Origin of the sequence: Halopseudomonas litoralis (assembly GCF_900105005.1) — a bacterium.
GTDB classification, from domain to species: domain Bacteria; phylum Pseudomonadota; class Gammaproteobacteria; order Pseudomonadales; family Pseudomonadaceae; genus Halopseudomonas; species Halopseudomonas litoralis.
Window position 1 is genome coordinate 1,725,566 of sequence record NZ_LT629748.1, and the last position, 16,115, is coordinate 1,741,680.

16 protein-coding genes are annotated in these 16,115 nt (G+C 57.9%); 6 read left to right on the plus strand and 10 right to left on the minus strand.

The window, feature by feature from the left end; all coding sequences use genetic code 11:
* Positions 1–143 precede the first annotated feature (143 nt).
* The gene (locus tag BLU11_RS08380) at positions 144–638 is read left to right on the plus strand and encodes a peptidylprolyl isomerase (RefSeq protein WP_090272917.1); all 495 of its coding nucleotides are present in this window, start codon (positions 144–146) and stop codon (positions 636–638) included.
* Between the two features lie 9 nt (positions 639–647).
* Positions 648–1,373 carry a UDP-2,3-diacylglucosamine diphosphatase gene (locus tag BLU11_RS08385; protein WP_090272918.1) on the plus strand — a complete coding sequence of 242 codons (726 nt, stop codon included), beginning with the start codon at positions 648–650 and terminating at the stop codon, positions 1,371–1,373.
* 87 nt (positions 1,374–1,460) lie between these two features.
* On the opposite strand, the gene BLU11_RS08390 is transcribed toward BLU11_RS08385, so the two are convergent.
* Together BLU11_RS08390 and BLU11_RS08395 are read right to left on the minus strand one after the other, a co-directional pair.
* Entirely contained in the window at positions 1,461–2,390 is a 930-nt protein-coding gene (locus BLU11_RS08390; RefSeq protein ID WP_090272919.1) for an electron transfer flavoprotein subunit alpha/FixB family protein, read from the minus strand.
* A gap of 1 nt (position 2,391) precedes the next feature.
* Entirely contained in the window at positions 2,392–3,141 is a 750-nt protein-coding gene (locus tag BLU11_RS08395; protein WP_090272920.1) for an electron transfer flavoprotein subunit beta/FixA family protein, read from the minus strand.
* A gap of 304 nt (positions 3,142–3,445) precedes the next feature.
* Between BLU11_RS08395 and BLU11_RS08400 the strand changes: the two genes are divergently transcribed.
* Positions 3,446–5,110, plus strand: coding sequence for an electron transfer flavoprotein-ubiquinone oxidoreductase (locus BLU11_RS08400; protein WP_090272921.1), 1,665 nt, complete (start codon positions 3,446–3,448; stop codon positions 5,108–5,110).
* 75 nt (positions 5,111–5,185) lie between these two features.
* Here the strand turns inward: BLU11_RS08400 and BLU11_RS08405 are convergent, their stop codons facing one another.
* On the minus strand, positions 5,186–5,560 hold the full coding sequence (locus BLU11_RS08405) for a YkgJ family cysteine cluster protein (RefSeq protein ID WP_090272922.1): 375 nt from the start codon (positions 5,558–5,560) through the stop codon (positions 5,186–5,188).
* A gap of 169 nt (positions 5,561–5,729) precedes the next feature.
* Between BLU11_RS08405 and BLU11_RS08410 the strand changes: the two genes are divergently transcribed.
* Both BLU11_RS08410 and BLU11_RS08415 read left to right on the plus strand, forming a co-directional pair.
* On the plus strand, positions 5,730–6,947 hold the full coding sequence (locus BLU11_RS08410) for a serine hydrolase domain-containing protein (protein ID WP_090272923.1): 1,218 nt from the start codon (positions 5,730–5,732) through the stop codon (positions 6,945–6,947).
* 55 nt (positions 6,948–7,002) lie between these two features.
* A complete protein-coding gene (locus BLU11_RS08415) occupies positions 7,003–7,860 on the plus strand; it encodes a PA4780 family RIO1-like protein kinase (RefSeq protein WP_090272924.1) in 858 nt (285 codons plus the stop codon).
* Between the two features lies 1 nt (position 7,861).
* Here the strand turns inward: BLU11_RS08415 and arfB are convergent, their stop codons facing one another.
* Together arfB and BLU11_RS08425 are read right to left on the minus strand one after the other, a co-directional pair.
* The gene (arfB, locus tag BLU11_RS08420; protein WP_090272925.1) at positions 7,862–8,275 is read right to left on the minus strand and encodes an alternative ribosome rescue aminoacyl-tRNA hydrolase ArfB; all 414 of its coding nucleotides are present in this window, start codon (positions 8,273–8,275) and stop codon (positions 7,862–7,864) included.
* Entirely contained in the window at positions 8,272–8,985 is a 714-nt protein-coding gene (locus BLU11_RS08425) for a glutamine amidotransferase-related protein (protein WP_090272926.1), read from the minus strand. The genes arfB and BLU11_RS08425 overlap by 4 nt, the downstream gene beginning before the upstream one ends.
* Before the next feature lie 111 nt (positions 8,986–9,096).
* On the opposite strand from BLU11_RS08425, the gene BLU11_RS08430 reads away from it, so the two are divergent.
* The gene (locus BLU11_RS08430; protein WP_090272927.1) at positions 9,097–10,155 is read left to right on the plus strand and encodes an AI-2E family transporter; all 1,059 of its coding nucleotides are present in this window, start codon (positions 9,097–9,099) and stop codon (positions 10,153–10,155) included.
* 10 nt (positions 10,156–10,165) lie between these two features.
* Here the strand turns inward: BLU11_RS08430 and BLU11_RS08435 are convergent, their stop codons facing one another.
* From BLU11_RS08435 to BLU11_RS08455, 5 genes are all read right to left on the minus strand, one after another.
* Positions 10,166–11,161, minus strand: coding sequence for an Lnb N-terminal periplasmic domain-containing protein (locus tag BLU11_RS08435; protein ID WP_090272928.1), 996 nt, complete (start codon positions 11,159–11,161; stop codon positions 10,166–10,168).
* Between the two features lie 98 nt (positions 11,162–11,259).
* On the minus strand, positions 11,260–12,453 hold the full coding sequence (locus tag BLU11_RS08440) for a hypothetical protein (protein ID WP_090272929.1): 1,194 nt from the start codon (positions 12,451–12,453) through the stop codon (positions 11,260–11,262).
* A gap of 10 nt (positions 12,454–12,463) precedes the next feature.
* Positions 12,464–13,876 (minus strand): DUF6844 domain-containing protein, encoded by a 1,413-nt coding sequence (locus BLU11_RS08445; protein ID WP_090272930.1) that lies wholly within the window; start codon positions 13,874–13,876, stop codon positions 12,464–12,466.
* A gap of 12 nt (positions 13,877–13,888) precedes the next feature.
* Positions 13,889–14,512 carry a penicillin-binding protein activator LpoB gene (lpoB, locus tag BLU11_RS08450; protein WP_197674264.1) on the minus strand — a complete coding sequence of 208 codons (624 nt, stop codon included), beginning with the start codon at positions 14,510–14,512 and terminating at the stop codon, positions 13,889–13,891.
* Between the two features lie 14 nt (positions 14,513–14,526).
* On the minus strand, positions 14,527–15,972 hold the full coding sequence (locus BLU11_RS08455) for a COG3014 family protein (RefSeq protein ID WP_090272931.1): 1,446 nt from the start codon (positions 15,970–15,972) through the stop codon (positions 14,527–14,529).
* Positions 15,973–16,115: the final 143 nt, after the last annotated feature.

The window sequence follows — 16,115 nt, forward strand, 5'->3', positions numbered from 1 at the left end:
CAGTGGGAGAAGGATCGCGTAATCAGGCAGCCCCGATCCCTCCGGCCAAAAGACGTCTATCATACCCTAAACTCATGGATGCCTGAATCCGCCTCAGCTGATAGCATTGCACCTTTCATCCCAACCAATCCGAGGATCATCGCATGGTCAAGCTGCATACCAATTTTGGTGTCATCACCCTGGAACTGTTCGCCGACAAAGCGCCGGAAACAGTCGAAAACTTCAAGCAGTACGTGCGTGACGGCCATTATGACAACACCATCTTCCACCGCGTGATCAGCAACTTCATGGTTCAGGGCGGTGGTTTCGAGCCGGGCATGCAACAGAAAGACACCCGCGCACCGATCAAGAACGAAGCCAACAACGGCGTCAGCAATGACATCGGCACCGTCGCCATGGCCCGTACCATGGACCCGCATTCCGCCAGCGCCCAGTTCTTCATCAACGTTTCCGATAACAGCTTCCTCAACCACACCGCCCCGACGTCACAGGGCTGGGGTTATGCGGTATTCGGCAAGGTTGCCGAAGGTATGGACGTAGTCGAGAAGATCAAAGGCGTACAGACAACCAGCCGCGCCGGTCATCAGGACGTACCCGCTGATGATGTGGTCATCGAACGCGCCGAAGTAGTCGAGTAATACCTGCGGATGCGCTATCTGTTCGTATCAGATCTGCATCTGGAAGCTGAACGCCCGGATATAACCCGGGCGTTTTTGCGTTTTCTTGATGGACAGGCCGGCCAGGCCGACGCCCTTTATATATTGGGCGACTTCTTTGAAGTCTGGCTGGGTGACGACAACCCCAACCCGCTGGCTGACAAGATCAGCGCTGCCCTGCTTGGGCTGTCCCACCAAGGCACGGCCGTGTACCTGATGCACGGCAACCGCGACTTTCTGCTCGGTACGGACTTCTGCCGCCGAGCAGGCGCCACCTTGCTGAAGGACCCTACCCTGCTCGATATCAACAGCGAGCGGGTATTGTTGATGCACGGCGACAGCCTATGCATTGATGACACCGGCTACATGCGCATGCGCCGTTGGCTGCGTAATCCGCTGAGCCTGTTCATTCTACGCAACCTGCCACTGCAGACCCGTCATAAGATCGGTCGCAAATTGCGCAATGAAAGCCAGACCCGTACTCGTTACAAGGCGGCGGATATCACCGACGTCAACCATGACGAGGTCTTGCGGGTAATGCGTGAACACCAGACTACCACTCTGATTCACGGTCATACCCACCGCCCTGCCGTGCATCCGCTGGAGATCGACGGCACACCCGCGCAGCGGATTGTACTGGGAGATTGGGACAAGGCTGGATGGGTGTTGGAGGCGGATGGCCAGGGGTATCGGTTGGAGAGTTTTGTGTTGGAGTGATGACCTCCTCGCGAAACACCCCTCTCAAAAAACAAAACCCCCAGCTCTCGCAAGCCGGGGGTTCTATTGTTGCTGGCAGTCAGGCTCTTACAGCTTGCCTTCCAGCTCAGGTACCGCTTCAAACAGATCAGCTACCAGGCCGTAATCAGCCACCTGGAAGATCGGCGCTTCTTCATCCTTGTTGATCGCGACGATCACCTTGGAGTCCTTCATGCCGGCCAGATGCTGGATCGCGCCGGAGATACCGACGGCGATGTACAGACCCGGAGCAACGATCTTGCCGGTCTGACCGACCTGCATGTCGTTGGGTACGAAGCCGGCGTCAACCGCGGCGCGGGAGGCGCCAACCGCTGCACCCAGCTTGTCGGCCAGGCTGTACAGCAGTTTGAAGTTGTCACCGTTCTGCATGCCGCGGCCGCCGGAAACGACGATCTTGGCACCAGCCAGTTCGGGCCGGTCGGACTTGGCCAGTTCTTCGCCAACGAAGCTGGACAGACCAGCGTCCTGGGCCGAAGCAACAGCTTCAACCGCAGCACTGCCACCTTCGGCAGCCACGGCGTCAAAGCCGGTGCCGCGCACGGTGATGACCTTGATCGCCGCGTCGGATTTGACGGTGGCGATGGCGTTACCGGCATAGATCGGACGCTTGAAGGTATCGGCGCTTTCGACGGCGATGATCTCGGAGATCTGATCCACGTCCAGCAGGGCAGCAACGCGTGGCAGGTAGTTCTTGCCGTTGGTGCTGGCGGCAGCCAGGATGTGAGTGTAGTTCTTGCCCAGCTCGGCGATCAGCAGGGAGATGTTCTCCGGCAGCTGGTGAGCATAGGCAGCGTTGTCAGCCAGCAGTACCTTGGATACACCAGCGATCTTGGCGGCGGCGTCAGCGACGGCAGCGCAGCCAGCGCCGGCAACCAGTACGTCGATGTCACCACCGATAGCCTGGGCGGCAGCCACGGTGTTCAGGGTGGCGGCATTCAGTTCGGTGTTGTTGTGTTCAGCAATAACCAGAATCGTCATGTCAGATCACCTTGGCTTCGTTCTTCAGTTTGTCGACCAGCTCATCAACGCTCTTGACCTTGATGCCGGCGCTGCGGGCAGCCGGAGCTTCGACCTTGACGGTGCTCAGGGTGGAAGCGGTGCTCACGCCCAGATCTTCCGGCTTGACGGTTTCCAGCGGCTTCTTCTTGGCCTTCATGATGTTCGGCAGAGAAGCGTAGCGCGGCTCGTTCAGGCGCAGGTCGGTGGTGACGATGGCTGGCAGTTTCAGCTCAACGGTCTGCAGGCCGCCGTCGATTTCACGGGTGACCTTGACGCTTTCGCCTTCCACATTGACCGCAGAAGCGAAGGTGCCCTGGGCGTAGCCGCTCAGCGCAGCCAGCATCTGGCCGGTCTGGTTGTTGTCGGAGTCGATCGCCTGCTTGCCGAGGATCACCAGCTGCGGCTGCTCCTTGTCGACCACAGCCTTGAGCAGCTTGGCGATGGCCAGCGAGTTCAGTTCGTCGGTGGACTCGACCAGCACGGCGCGGTCGGCACCCAGTGCCAATGCAGTACGCAGCTGCTCCTGGGCAGCAGTCGGGCCTACGGTGACGGCAACGATTTCAGTCGCAACACCCTTTTCCTTCAGGCGTACGGCTTCTTCCACGGCGATTTCGCAGAAGGGGTTCATGGACATCTTGACGTTGGCCAGATCGACGCCGGAGTTGTCCGCTTTCACGCGAACCTTGACGTTGTAATCGACGACCCGTTTAACCGCTACTAATACCTTCATGGTTACCTCGTTGTTGTCGCGTGTTTTCGCGTAACTGCAGGCGAAGCCTGTCTTGAAAAGTGACTACTCAATCACTTATAGTCACAAAAGGACTAAAGCCCGCTTTTCGTAAAGCCCCTTATCATGCCGAGGCTCTTTTGGCGGGTCAATAGCCTTGCAGCAAAAGTAGTATTGAAAAAAAGCCAGCTTTACATCTTTACACTGGTGTGGAGAGGCATGATTGATATAATGCGCCGCTATGTATTCAAGGAAGATCTCTAAATAAAGCGATTTTCGATTCGGCCTGAGAGTGGAGATAAAAATAGTGGAACGCGAATTCATGGAATTCGATGTCGTCATCGTGGGAGCAGGCCCTGCCGGTCTGTCGGCCGCATGCCGCATCAAACAGCAAGCAGCTGATGCCAACCAGGAAATCAGCGTCTGTGTCGTGGAAAAAGGCTCCGAAGTCGGTGCCCATATCCTGTCCGGTGCGGTGTTCGAGCCCCGCGCTCTGGAAGAGCTGTTCCCCGACTGGAAAGAGCTGGGCGCTCCGCTGAACACCCCGGTCAAGCGCGACGACATCTACATGCTGACCAGCGAGCAGAAGTCCACAAAGCTGCCAGATCTCCTTGTGCCGAAAACCATGCACAACGAGGGCAACTACATTATCTCCCTGGGCAATCTGTGTCGCTGGCTCGCTCAGCAGGCCGAGAACCTGGGCGTTGAGGTCTACCCGGGCTTTGCTGCTCAAGAAGCTTTGATCGATGAAAACGGGGTGGTTGGCGGTATCCTCACCGGCGACCTGGGTGTCGACCGTGAAGGTAATCCGAAGGACGGCATGTACACACCGGGTATGGAGCTGCGTGCCAAGTACACTCTGTTCGCCGAAGGCTGTCGCGGACACATCGGCAAGCAACTGATCAAGCGCTACAATCTGGCTTCCGACGCTGATGCCCAGCATTACGGTATCGGCATCAAGGAAATCTGGGACATCGATCCCAGCAAACACGAGCAGGGCCTGGTGGTTCATACCGCTGGCTGGCCGCTGGATATCTCCGGCAGCGAAAATACCGGTGGTTCCTTCCTGTACCATATCGAGAACAACCAGGTGGTTGTCGGCCTGATTGTAGACCTGTCCTACAGCAACCCGCATCTGTCGCCGTTCGATGAGTTCCAGCGCTACAAGCACCACCCGGTGGTCAAGCAGTACCTGGAAGGCGGCAAGCGCGTTTCCTACGGTGCCCGCGCGATCTGCAAGGGTGGTTTGAACTCCCTGCCGAAAATGGTCTTCCCCGGCGGCGCGCTGATCGGTTGCGATCTGGGCACGCTGAACTTCGCCAAGATCAAGGGCAGCCACACCGCCATGAAGTCCGGCATGCTTGCCGCTGACGCAGTGGTTGAAGCACTCAAGGCCGGCCGTGAAGGTGGCGATGAGTTGACCGGTTATGTGGACAGCTTCAAGTCCAGCTGGCTGTATGATGAGCTGTTCCGCTCGCGCAACTTCGGCCCCGCAATTCACAAGTTCGGCGTACTGTTCGGCGGTGCGTTCAACTACGTCGACCAGAACTGGTTCGGTGGCAAGATCCCGGTTACCCTGCATGACACCACGCCAGATCACAAGCGCCTGAAGAAAGCCTCAGAAGCAGAGAAGATCGCCTACCCGAAACCGGATGGCGTGCTCAGTTTCGACAAGCTGTCCTCGGTCTTCATGTCCAACACCAACCATGAAGAAGAGCAGCCGGTTCACCTGAAACTGGCTGACCCGAGCATCCCGATCGAGCACAACCTGCCATTGTATGACGAGCCTGCGCAGCGCTACTGCCCGGCCGGAGTATATGAAGTTGTGAGCAATGATGACGGCAGCAAGCGCTTCCAGATCAACGCGCAGAACTGCGTGCATTGCAAGACCTGCGACATCAAGGATCCTGCCCAGAACATTACCTGGGTTGCACCTGAGGGTGCCGGTGGCCCGAACTATCCGAACATGTAATTTCAGATAGCCACTGCAATAGCAAAAAGCCCCGGCAGAGTGATTTGCCGGGGCTTTTTGTTGGTGGTCACCGGATCAGGCAGCTACCGGCGGCTCCTGCCCCGGCCCGCGCGGATTCGACGGCAGCGGCGGCAAGCCGTGCAAGGCCCGAGCACGCTGACAGTCGGGGCTGTCCTGACCATCTTCCCCATGAAAAGGGAATTCACGGCAAGTGCTCGAGCGCTTTTCATAAATGCTGCAGCGTACTCCACCCCCGACCTCGCCCATCAGCGCGACACAGCGCGGCGATGGCTGGTTGGTGCCCTGCATGCAGCTTAGATGGGGTGTCACCTGCTCGGTCAGTCGCTGGGGCACCAATCCTCCCGGCACCTCATCGCTTTCGCCCCAGTAAAAAGAAACCCTGAAAGTGGCACAACAAGCGCCGCAATTCAGACAGGGTGAGTCGCTCATTTCATCGCAATCCTCATTCGTTTTGATTGCGATTTTTTACGCCTGTCCCGCTTTCTGCGCAAGAGGGCAAAAAAAATATTCCTCGCCAACGCCCTGGCCAACCCTGCCCTTCACAGGTGCTTTCACGATACTATTCAATGACCCTTGCCCAGTTGCCATGGATATTCCGATGTCAGATTCTTCTCTTCTCGCCGGTATGGACCTGCACCGGCTCAGCCGTATTGCCGATCACCTTGAAACCAACTACCTGAGCCCCGGCAAGCTGCCTTGCGCGGTGACACTGGTGGCGCGGCGTGGCCAAGTGGTCTGGCAGCAAGCCCAGGGTCTGATGGATGTCGAGCGGGCCAGACCGGCGACCAGCGATACCCTGTTCCGCATCTACTCGATGACCAAGCCCGTCACCTCCATCGCCTTGATGCAACTATACGAGCAAGGGCGCTTTCTGCTTGATGATCCAGTACACAAATACATTCCCTCCTGGCGCGACCTGCAGGTCTACCAGTCGGGCATTCATCCCAGCTTCGTGACCAGGCCGCCGGCCCGCGCCATGACCATCCGGGACCTGCTTACCCATCAAGCCGGATTGAGCTATGGGTTTTCCTGCCGTACCAATATCGACGCAGCCTATCGCCAGCTCAAGCTGGACGGCCACTCGGGACTGACCCTGGAAAGCCTGATCGACGAGCTGTCGCGTCTGCCTCTGGAGTTCTCGCCCGGCAGCGCCTGGAATTACTCTCTGGCAACCGACGTATGTGGATACCTGGTGCAGCTGTTGTCCGGCATGCCGCTGGATGATTACTTTGCCAAGAACATCTTCCGGCCGCTGGGCATGCAGGACACCTTCTTCACCGTGCCGGGTGACAAGCTGCCGCGCTTCGCAGCCTGTTATCAACATCAGCCGGGCGACACCTTCAGCCTGCAGGATGACCCGCAAACGTCGCACTTCGCCAAACGTCATGGCTATCTGTCCGGGGGCGGTGGGTTGATTTCCACCATCGGCGATTATTATCGCTTTGCCCAGGCCCTGGCCAGTGGCGGCGAGCTGGACGGCGCACGCATCATCGGTCGCAAGACCCTGGAGTTCATGCGCCTGAATCATTTGCCCAACGGCACCGACCTGCCCAGCGTGTCAGTCGGCGGTTTCAGTGAGACGCCCTACGACGGCTCCGGCTTCGGTCTGGGTTTTGCGGTAAAGACCGACATCGCCAAATCTCAGACCATCGGCTCTGTCGGTGAATACGGCTGGGGCGGTATGGCCGGCACCACTTTCTTCATTGATCCAGTGGAGGATCTGCTGGTGGTGTTCATGACGCAACTGATCCCCTCCTCCAGCTACATGATCCGCCAGGAACTGCGGGCTCTGGTATATGCGGCGCTGGTCGACTGAGCAGTGCAGCAACAAGAGCCTTATAAAGTAAGGCAAATCAGGGTATAAGGTCGCTATGAAAATACCCCCACGCATTCAACCTCTGGTCGACGACGGATTGGTCGACGAAGTCATTCGGCCTCTGATGAGCGGCAAGGAAGCTGCCGTCTATGTCGTCCGCTGCGGTAATGAAATCCGCTGCGCAAAAGTCTATAAGGAAGCCGACAAGCGCAGCTTCAAGCAAGCCGTGCTATATCAGGAAGGCCGCAAGGTCCGCAGCAGTCGCCGCGCCCGCGCCATGGAAAAAGGCTCGCGCTTCGGTCGGGAGCAACAGGAGAGTGCCTGGCAGAACGCCGAGGTCGATGCGCTCTATCGTCTGGCCGCCGCTGGCGTACGCGTACCCACACCCTATGGTTGTTTTGATGGCGTGCTGTTGATGGAACTGGTCACCGACGACGATGGCCTGGTCGCTCCTCGCCTGAATGACGTCTCCATGTCCGCTGAGCAGGCCGAAGAAGACCATGCGGTGGTCATGGAGTATGTCAAGCGCATGTTGTGCGTCGGGCTGGTGCACGGCGATCTATCGGAGTTCAACGTGCTGGTGGATGCCTGGGGGCCGGTCATCATCGATCTGCCGCAGGCTGTCGATGCCGCCGCCAACAACAATGCTTTCAGCATGCTGCGCCGGGACGTGGCCAACATGACCGCCTACTATGGCCAATACGCCCCGGCGCTGCTGGGCACCCGCTACGCCGAAGAAATGTGGGCGTTGTATGAAGCCGGCGAATTGGATACCGAGACCGCGCTTACCGGCGAGTTTGCCGAAGAGGGAGGTGAAGCGGATATTGATGCCGTGATGGAAGAGATCAAGGCGGTCCAAGCCGAAGAGCAGGCTCGGCGCGAACGTCTGCTGCAGGCCGAACAGGACGACTGAGTCAGTCGTCCACCCTACCGCGCAGCGACTTGATCTTGCCCCGCTGGGTCTTGCCGTCCACCCGGCGCTTTTGCGAAGCCTTGGTCGGTCTGGTCGGCCGCCGTGCTTTCTCCACCACGGTCGCCGCCTGAATCAGCTGTACCAGACGCGAGATAGCATCTTCCCGATTCTTTTCCTGAGTCCGATACTGCTGCGCCTTGATCACCACGATGCCGTCCTTGTTGATACGCGCATCGCGAAATTGCAGCAGCCGTTCCTTGTAGAAATCCGGCAGGCTTGAGGCCTGGATATCAAAGCGCAGATGAATCGCGCTGGACACCTTGTTGACGTTCTGCCCACCCGCTCCCTGGGATCGGATGGCGCTGATATCCAACTCGTTTTCATCCAGCTCGACGGTGTTGGACAGCTTGATCACTTTGCTCCTGCCTCCTGCAGGAAGCGGACAATCCAGCGCATCATCAACAGGCTGTCTGCTTCAGCGCTGAGCGAAGCCATGCCCGCACGCAGGCGGGCCGGTGGCAGGGTCTGCTGGCGCATTACCATCAGATCGCGACAATATCCTTCGCAGAACTCCGGATGGCCCTGCACGCTGAGGAAACAGTCATCGTACTGAACCAGATAATAAGGACAGAAATCGCTGCTCGCCAGCACCTCGGCCTGGGGCGGCAGGATCGTCACCTGGTCCTGATGGCTGACCAGCAGATCCAGATGCAGCTGGAAGGGTTCCATCCAGGGCTTGCGTTCGATCACCTGATTGAACGACATGCCGATGCCCCAGCCCTTCTCGGACTTCTGTACCGCGCCGCCCAGCGCCTTGGCTATCACTTGATGGCCGAAGCACACACCGATCAAAGGCGCTTTGTGCTGCCAAAGTGTGCGCACGAATTCACATAGCGCTTCAATCCAGGGCAGATCATCATTGACACCGAATTTGCTGCCGGTGATCAGCCAGGCGTCGCAAGCATCGATTGAGTCGGGCAATTCCCCGTCCAGAACCCGGTAAACCGGCAATTCGCAATCAGGAATCAGCTCCTGCAACAGCACCGAAAACATCTCCGGATAATTGCCATAACTGGGCTGCAGGCTGGCTCTCACATCATCACACTGAAGGATACCGATCTTCACGTTTCACCTCGCTACGGTTGCACTTGGCTCATTGTACGTTGGAAAGCGCCGTATGGATGTCATTTCAATTATCATGCTCACGGACATGCTCATACAGCTACAGGAAGATACATGCAATTAACGCCCCGCTTGGCCCGACAGGTTCCCGCATCATTGCAGTGGCTGATCGGCGCCGCCGCACTGATCATCGTGCTGGGCGGCCTCAAGGCCATCAATCATATTCTGACGCCTTTTCTGTTGGCCGCCTTTCTGGCAATCATCTGCGGACCGCCCCTGGGGTGGTTGCAGCGCCGGGGCATTCCCGGCCCGATCTCGGTCCTGCTGCTGTTCTCGGTGGTCGGCCTGTCCTTTTTCCTGCTGTTTCTGGCATTGAAAGACGCTGCTGAAAGCCTTGCGACGCAAGCTCCCATATATCAATACCGCTTTTCCGGCTGGCTGGATGGTATACGCCTGATGTTGCTGGAGAGAGGCCTGCCCAGGGAATTTCTTCCCGAAGCAATCCCTCTGCCCGCCACTGCAACGATCACCGGCATGGCCCGCGGCATCGCCGCCGAAATCGGACAGCTTACCGCGAGCACCTTCATGGTACTGCTGATCTTCATGTTCATGTTGCTGGAAGAGCGCACCCTGTCAGACAAACTCAACGCAGCTTTTCCCAGCAAACCACGGGCCAGAGTCCGTGCCCGGCGCTTTCTTCGCTCGGTCTATCGGTACCTGCTGATCAAAACCGGTGCCAGTGCAACCAGCGGCCTGCTGGTTGGCGCGGGTCTGACCTGGCTGGGCGTGGACTTTGCGATTCTCTGGGGCATCGTTGCCGGCGTGCTGAATTTCATTCCCACCATCGGCTCGATTATAGCGGCGATACCTGGTGTGCTGGTGGCCTTGCTCGGCCTGGGGATTGGCGAAGCTGTTCTGGCACTGGCGCTGTATCTTGCGGTCAACGTCAGTATCGGCAATATCATCGAGCCGCGCCTGCTCGGACGCAGTCTGGGCCTGTCCCCCCTGGTGGTGCTGGTGTCGCTGATGATCTGGGGCTACGTCTTCGGCCCGGTGGGGATGCTGCTGGCCGTCCCTCTGACGATGATCGCCAAACTGGCTCTGGATTCATCGCCCCAGACCCGCTGGGCGGGCATCATGATGAGCGATGAGGTCAGGCCGAATCGACAGTAGGCCCTGAGCCTCAATTCCAGCCCGGCACACCCTGACGGATCAACGCCGAGAAGGCCGGGTCATCCGCCGCATCACGGGCGCGCTGGGTGATCTGTCCTCTGCGTTGCAGTTCCTGCAACGCCATCCCGGGTTCCATACCACCGACCTCATGAACGTAGGACGGCAGATAGCCTGTCAACAACAGCCGGTGATCCAGCGGCAAGCCATCCACTATCTTTTTCATCATGGAAAATACGATAGTGGTGCAGTTGCCGGTCACCGTATGGTAGAAACGCGGGTGCTCAGCGAGGCGATTGGCTTGAACAACGAAGGAGCGAAACAGCTCCCGCGCATCGGTCGGGCTGAGATTGATGTGGTACAGCTCCAGGTCTTCGTTGCGTACATTACTGCGCACCCGCACCACATCGCGCTCATCCGAGGCGATGATGCTGAGTTCGAACTGCTTGAAAAACCCGCCCAGCTCAGAAAACTTTTCGTGCTTCTCCCGGCGGATTTCCACTGAAAACGCCACGTGCTCGCCGTCATCAAAACCGAATGACACCAACACATGGGAAATCGCCGGGAAGCCCCAGTTCGACGTGATCATATCCACCGAGCGCAGCCGAGACAGGTCGTACTCCCGACTTTCCCAATGGATGTCATAATCTTTCTGGCTACGCCAATTGAAGTTGCGTACATGCTGCAGGGTAGCTCGCCGCCCTTCCACTGAGCCGGTGGTGATGTGGGTCAGATCATCAGCCCAGTCGCGCTGATTGCTCGGTTTGATGCTCGCCCACCAGAGCATCAGCAAGGCAAAGAGGACAAGATAGACCAGAATGCTTTGCCACCAGGCGCCTCCCACCCACGACCAATACAGCAGCGCAGACAGACCGCATAACCACAATACCGGCAACCCGTAACGCCCCACGCTGCCCCCCGGAGCCTGAAACCATAGCGCCAGCAGCGCCCATATGCTGCTGAGTAACAGGATGAGCGTGGTCAGAGAGAGTAGGAGCGTTCGGAGCATGCCACGATCTGCAAGGGAAATTCGGGTTCATCCTACGCCAAACACGGGAAACAGGTACAGAGGGGATGAACGCGAGCCGCAACTCGCGTTCGGCACAATCAGCGGCGAACGATTGCGCCATTGCCAACGAGTGCGGCGTCGCCGCCAACTACCTTGGCGTAGGTGGTTTTGGCATTGACTCTGACGACCTGAATATCCGCGACTTTTTCTTCCAATTGTCCCAGAGACTCATGGGTGTAAGGGTCGAACATTTCCTCGCCCAGAAAGAAAACGCTCAGTTTATCTCCGACATTCATCGTCTTGCCGCCCTGGTTGAGGACCACAGTCGCGCCATTGACCGCCACCACCCGCATCGGATAGATATTCGCCAGCGCAGCCTGCACCAGCTCTTCCGCCAACAGCGAGGTGATGCCGGCCTGGGATGAGCCGTATTTGCTGAGCATCGAACGAATATCACGGTCACCGAACCTCAGGGCTACCGAATCAGACCATTTCACCTGCCGGGTCGGTGCCAGAATGATCTTGTAGTCCAGTTGCGCCGAACCAGTATAGGTGGTGATGGTTTCGCCCGTCAGCTGCAAGGTGCGTGTTGAACGGGTACTGCGAACATCCCGGATATGACCGACCACTATGTAATCCGCCCCCAGCACATTCCCGGCTCTCGCCTGTTCGGTCAGCGCGCTGTCATCGCCGACCCAGAGAGCCTTCTCTTGCTGAAACTCGTCACCGAACTCACGATCAAGCACGTTCATCCTGCGGGACTGGGTGAATTGATCGATTATCTTGTTACGCAACTCGGATTCGATACGGGACGCAGGCGTGCTGTCCCCCAGCAACGAGAAGCTGCGGCTGTTGTAATGAAACGGCATGACCGCCAGCGTGCGCCGGCTGTCAGTGGGGAGCCCGGGACGCTCATAACGCGCAACATGAACCCTGACGTCCGCGCGGAAGCTGCCATCACCCTCGGGCTGGACGTCAATCACGTCGTAGCGGGAAACAACCCCGCCGGTCTGCAGATTGAGCGCCCCCTCACGGGCCACCTCAAAACTTGAAGTATGCGTGACCTCCTCGCCGGAGCTGACGCTCTGACGACCGGAAATGGACTGCAAGACCTCCCGGCTTTCAATACTGACACCCGTTACCTGGCGCAGTCCCTGTACCAGCGCGTCCGTTATGGCCAGGGTGCGGTTTGCTCCATACCCGGTGGCATCCACAGCCTGCTCTGCCGCCAGCACCAGTGCGCTGGACAGCAGCAATATTGCTGTCAGAGCAGTTTTGATCAAGCGTTGCATGGTCGCCCCCTCAGAAGTCATCAGCTGACATCAAATCGCGACTTTGGCTGGTACCGCCCTGCCCTGTGGTACGCGGTCGCTGCTGCGTTGCCTGTTGAGTCTGCTGCGGTTTGAAGTTGCGCAACGACCTGGCCTGTTGCTCGGATCGAGGATGCCAGATAAAGACCACGCCATTGATCTCATGGCCGTGCATGGGGTGGTTCTGGGTCCAGCGGAACAGTTCCCGAGTGCCGGCAAGGTCGGAGACGCTGCCGCGGCTACTGATTTCGTTGTTTATGGTGCGCACGATTTCAGTGGTGGCCTCCTCACTCAGGGTCACATCCTGACCCTCAGCAATAGCCACGCCGGTGTTGGTTCGGTTGGTGCGCTGCGTGACAGCTTCGTTGACCATGCCGCTGGCCTTGAACAGGTTGGCAAAGTTGGCAAAGCTTTCCGCACGCGCAGAGATGAATGACAACTCTCGGTTATCAGCCCGTTGCTGAAAATCACTACCGCGGTACGGGTTGCTCGACTGGCCGAAGGAGATCAGCACTGGATATCCCTGCTCGTCGTACATGCGTCGGATACCGAAATCGTCAATCAGCGCCAATGGGTTGGCACGCAGCAGATCGCGCAGTGGCTGGGCGCTGGCCTTGCTCGGATCAGCAGCAACATCGCCTTTGCTTTCGATCACATCATGAACAAACTGACGAAAACGCGGTGAAGCCACCACCGCGACGGCCACCGCATGGTCGCCCTGCTCATTGAAAGCTTCGAACGTCTTGACCGGAATGATGCCAGTCAGATCACCCCTTCCCCGGGAAACAGTAGTTTGCGCAACCGAGCGCTCGAACAGCTTGGCCCGTTTTTCTGCGGGTGCTGCGCGGAATTCCTCAGGATTGATACCCATCTCATCCAGTTGCTGATCCAGTTTGCCACCGGCAACCGCAACCGCCTTGTCAAACAACGCCGCCAGCTTGTTTGCCGAGCGTAAATCTCCAGCGCTGAAGGAAGGCATATTCGAGGGGTCAGAGAACATCTTCTTCACGCTCTCGGTTTTCACGCTCAGGCCCAGAAAACGAATGTAATTGGCCTGAGCCTCGATCATTGCTTCCTTATAGGCCATCACCCTGGCGTTACCCCACTCCCGGCTTTCCGGTTTCACCATGACGGTGGCCGTGGCAACGGTGTAGAACAGCGAGTCGTTGTCTACAAAGGCACGCCCCTGGGGCGAGGCTTCGAAATCCTGTATCAGTTGTGCCAGATCCAGTCCCGGATCGCTGACCTGCGGCTGCGCCGCTGCTGCGATCTGCCCGGCAGCTTGATCCAGTTGTTGTTCATTCATGACCGGCTCGTCGGCCGGTACCTGTTGGGCCTGGACACTGTTGAAGCCGGCGCCAGCTATTGCAAACGCGATGAGAGTCTTGCCAAAAAAAATTTTCATAGTCGTATTCCCTTACCAGGAGGTGCCCTTGTTACTGCCCATTTTGCTGATCTGCTCTTCGCCTTCCCATACGGCGAGGCCGTTGCGCAGATCGCTCAAGGTCAGCTGAAAGTAATATTCAACCAGCTGCTTGCGGTTATCGATCCGGTTATTGCGCTGCAGGATCTTGCCGGACAGGCTCATATCGGGTGCAGCCAGCTGCTGCCTTACCAGCGTCGAGCGATCCACCTTGCGTGACTGACTGAGTTCGGAAAATGCGGTATTCATCTGATCCTCGGCGCCGTTCAGGCCAATCGCGGTAGTAACCTGAACCTTGCCGCTCTGCAACAACTCGACCCGGATCTTCTTGACCAGTTGGTCGGTGTCGATACGTTGCATGGTGTCGTTCAGGATCGTTGAAACCACCATTACATGCTTCTTGCCATCACTCCGATCGACTGCGCCGGAAGCCAGAAGCGACTGGGTAGCGGCGGCGGCGGCCTGTTCGAAGTCAGCGGCGCTCAGCCCCATCGTGACCGGGCGGTCAGCACTGGAGGATGACAGAAGCTGAGTTTGCGGGGCGCAACCGACAGTGAGTAACAGGGCCGCGGCAAGGCAGGCCGAACGGATCATGGTGGGTTTTCCGGTGTACTTCATTAAAGACTCCTGAATTAATAGCTCGCGACCTGAAACACGGGTGCCGTGCCGGCTGCAGTCGCTTTGATATAGACGATGGTGAATTGGGTATCGGGCAGCTCGATCGATAGCGGCGTAGTCATCCCAGGGCCGGAGACCGTCAATTTTCGATCAGCCGGCGGCCGCAGCCTGGCAACCTGTACGTCCTTGGGCAGGGCTGACCAGATTCGGGTATCCGCTCGACTGGTGGTGGCCTGGTAGACTCCGGCAATCAACGCCCCCGCCAGCCCAGCCTGCTCTCTGGCTTTGTATTGAATGAGTCCTTTGGCGAGCGTGCTCATGACGGCTTCGGTTACGCGGTATGGGAACTCCGCCTGGAATTCCGTTTGCACAACACGATCGATATCAGCCAGCGGTGCAGTGCTGCCTAGCTTGCGCTTGCCTGCATATAGATCCAGATGGGTGTAGGCCTGGTCGCGGGTTCTCAATCTCGGCAAGGCAATCTGCGAGTATTCAACCTTGTCGCTCACCAGGTACAGAGGGATCGGCACCAATAGCTCTTCGATGTCGGGGCCAAGACCGTTCTCGAAGATCACCCAGACCGCGGGGTTCAGGTTCTGCTTTTTCCACTGCCCGCGAATCAGCTTGTCGACCACCATCAGATCGGTTCTTACGGCTGGGTTATTCGGATTCATGCCGGCTACTCGACGCAGGGAGTCCCGTGCCTTCCCGTAATCGTCACGATCCTGGCTGGCCAGCAGAAAGAACAACCCGTGAAGATAATCGGTATAAGGGTTGACGAAGTTCGGGTAGACCTCCCAGTTCTGCAGCTCCGGGTAGGACTCATAGATGGACTTTTCCGCCTCCTCCTGACTTTTCGCCATATTCAGGGGCGATGCGGCCGCATCCGCATCCGCATCCTCTTGCTCCTGGCTCTTCGCCTTTTTCAGCTGCTGGGCCTTGATGCGAGTACTGAAATGCTCTTCCGCCCGCCGCTGCCGATCTGCCGCGCGGTTGAATTCAATACGTGCGCTGGAATGGTCCTGCAGAAATATATTGTTCAGCGCCTTGTAGGTATTGATCATTACGCCGTCATACACACTGGGGGAATAACGGTTGAGATTGTTGTTCACCAGCGTGGTAGTGAGCATTTCCACTCCTTTGCGCCCCAGGCTTTCTGTATCTTCGACCTTTGCCAGTTCCTCTGCGGCGTCCAATACGCTGTTGCTCGTGGCGAAATCACCGGAGGCAGTTAATGCGGCTCCGGCCTGAAGCGACCACAACAACTCCGGCTTCGCTCGCTGGCCGAACATGCCCTGGGTACTGGCGATTACCGCTGCGTCCGCCGCAGCGCGATAGTCCCCGGCTTCATACAGTACGTTGAAATCAGCTTTCTTTTGTTCAGGTGCGAGTGTCTGGCAACCACCCAGAACGATACTCGACAGGACCAATAGGAAGGCCCAGTAGGTACGCAAAGTCATCTTGTTTCCTTCGAACAGGCGCGCGCGAACGGATGTCCCCGTGCCGATTGATCAGTTACCGGCGTGGGTATCAGCGAAGCAGCAAAAAAACGGTGAGAGGGGGCTACAGCCCATGGAGCAGATATGATCCGTCATAAAAAACT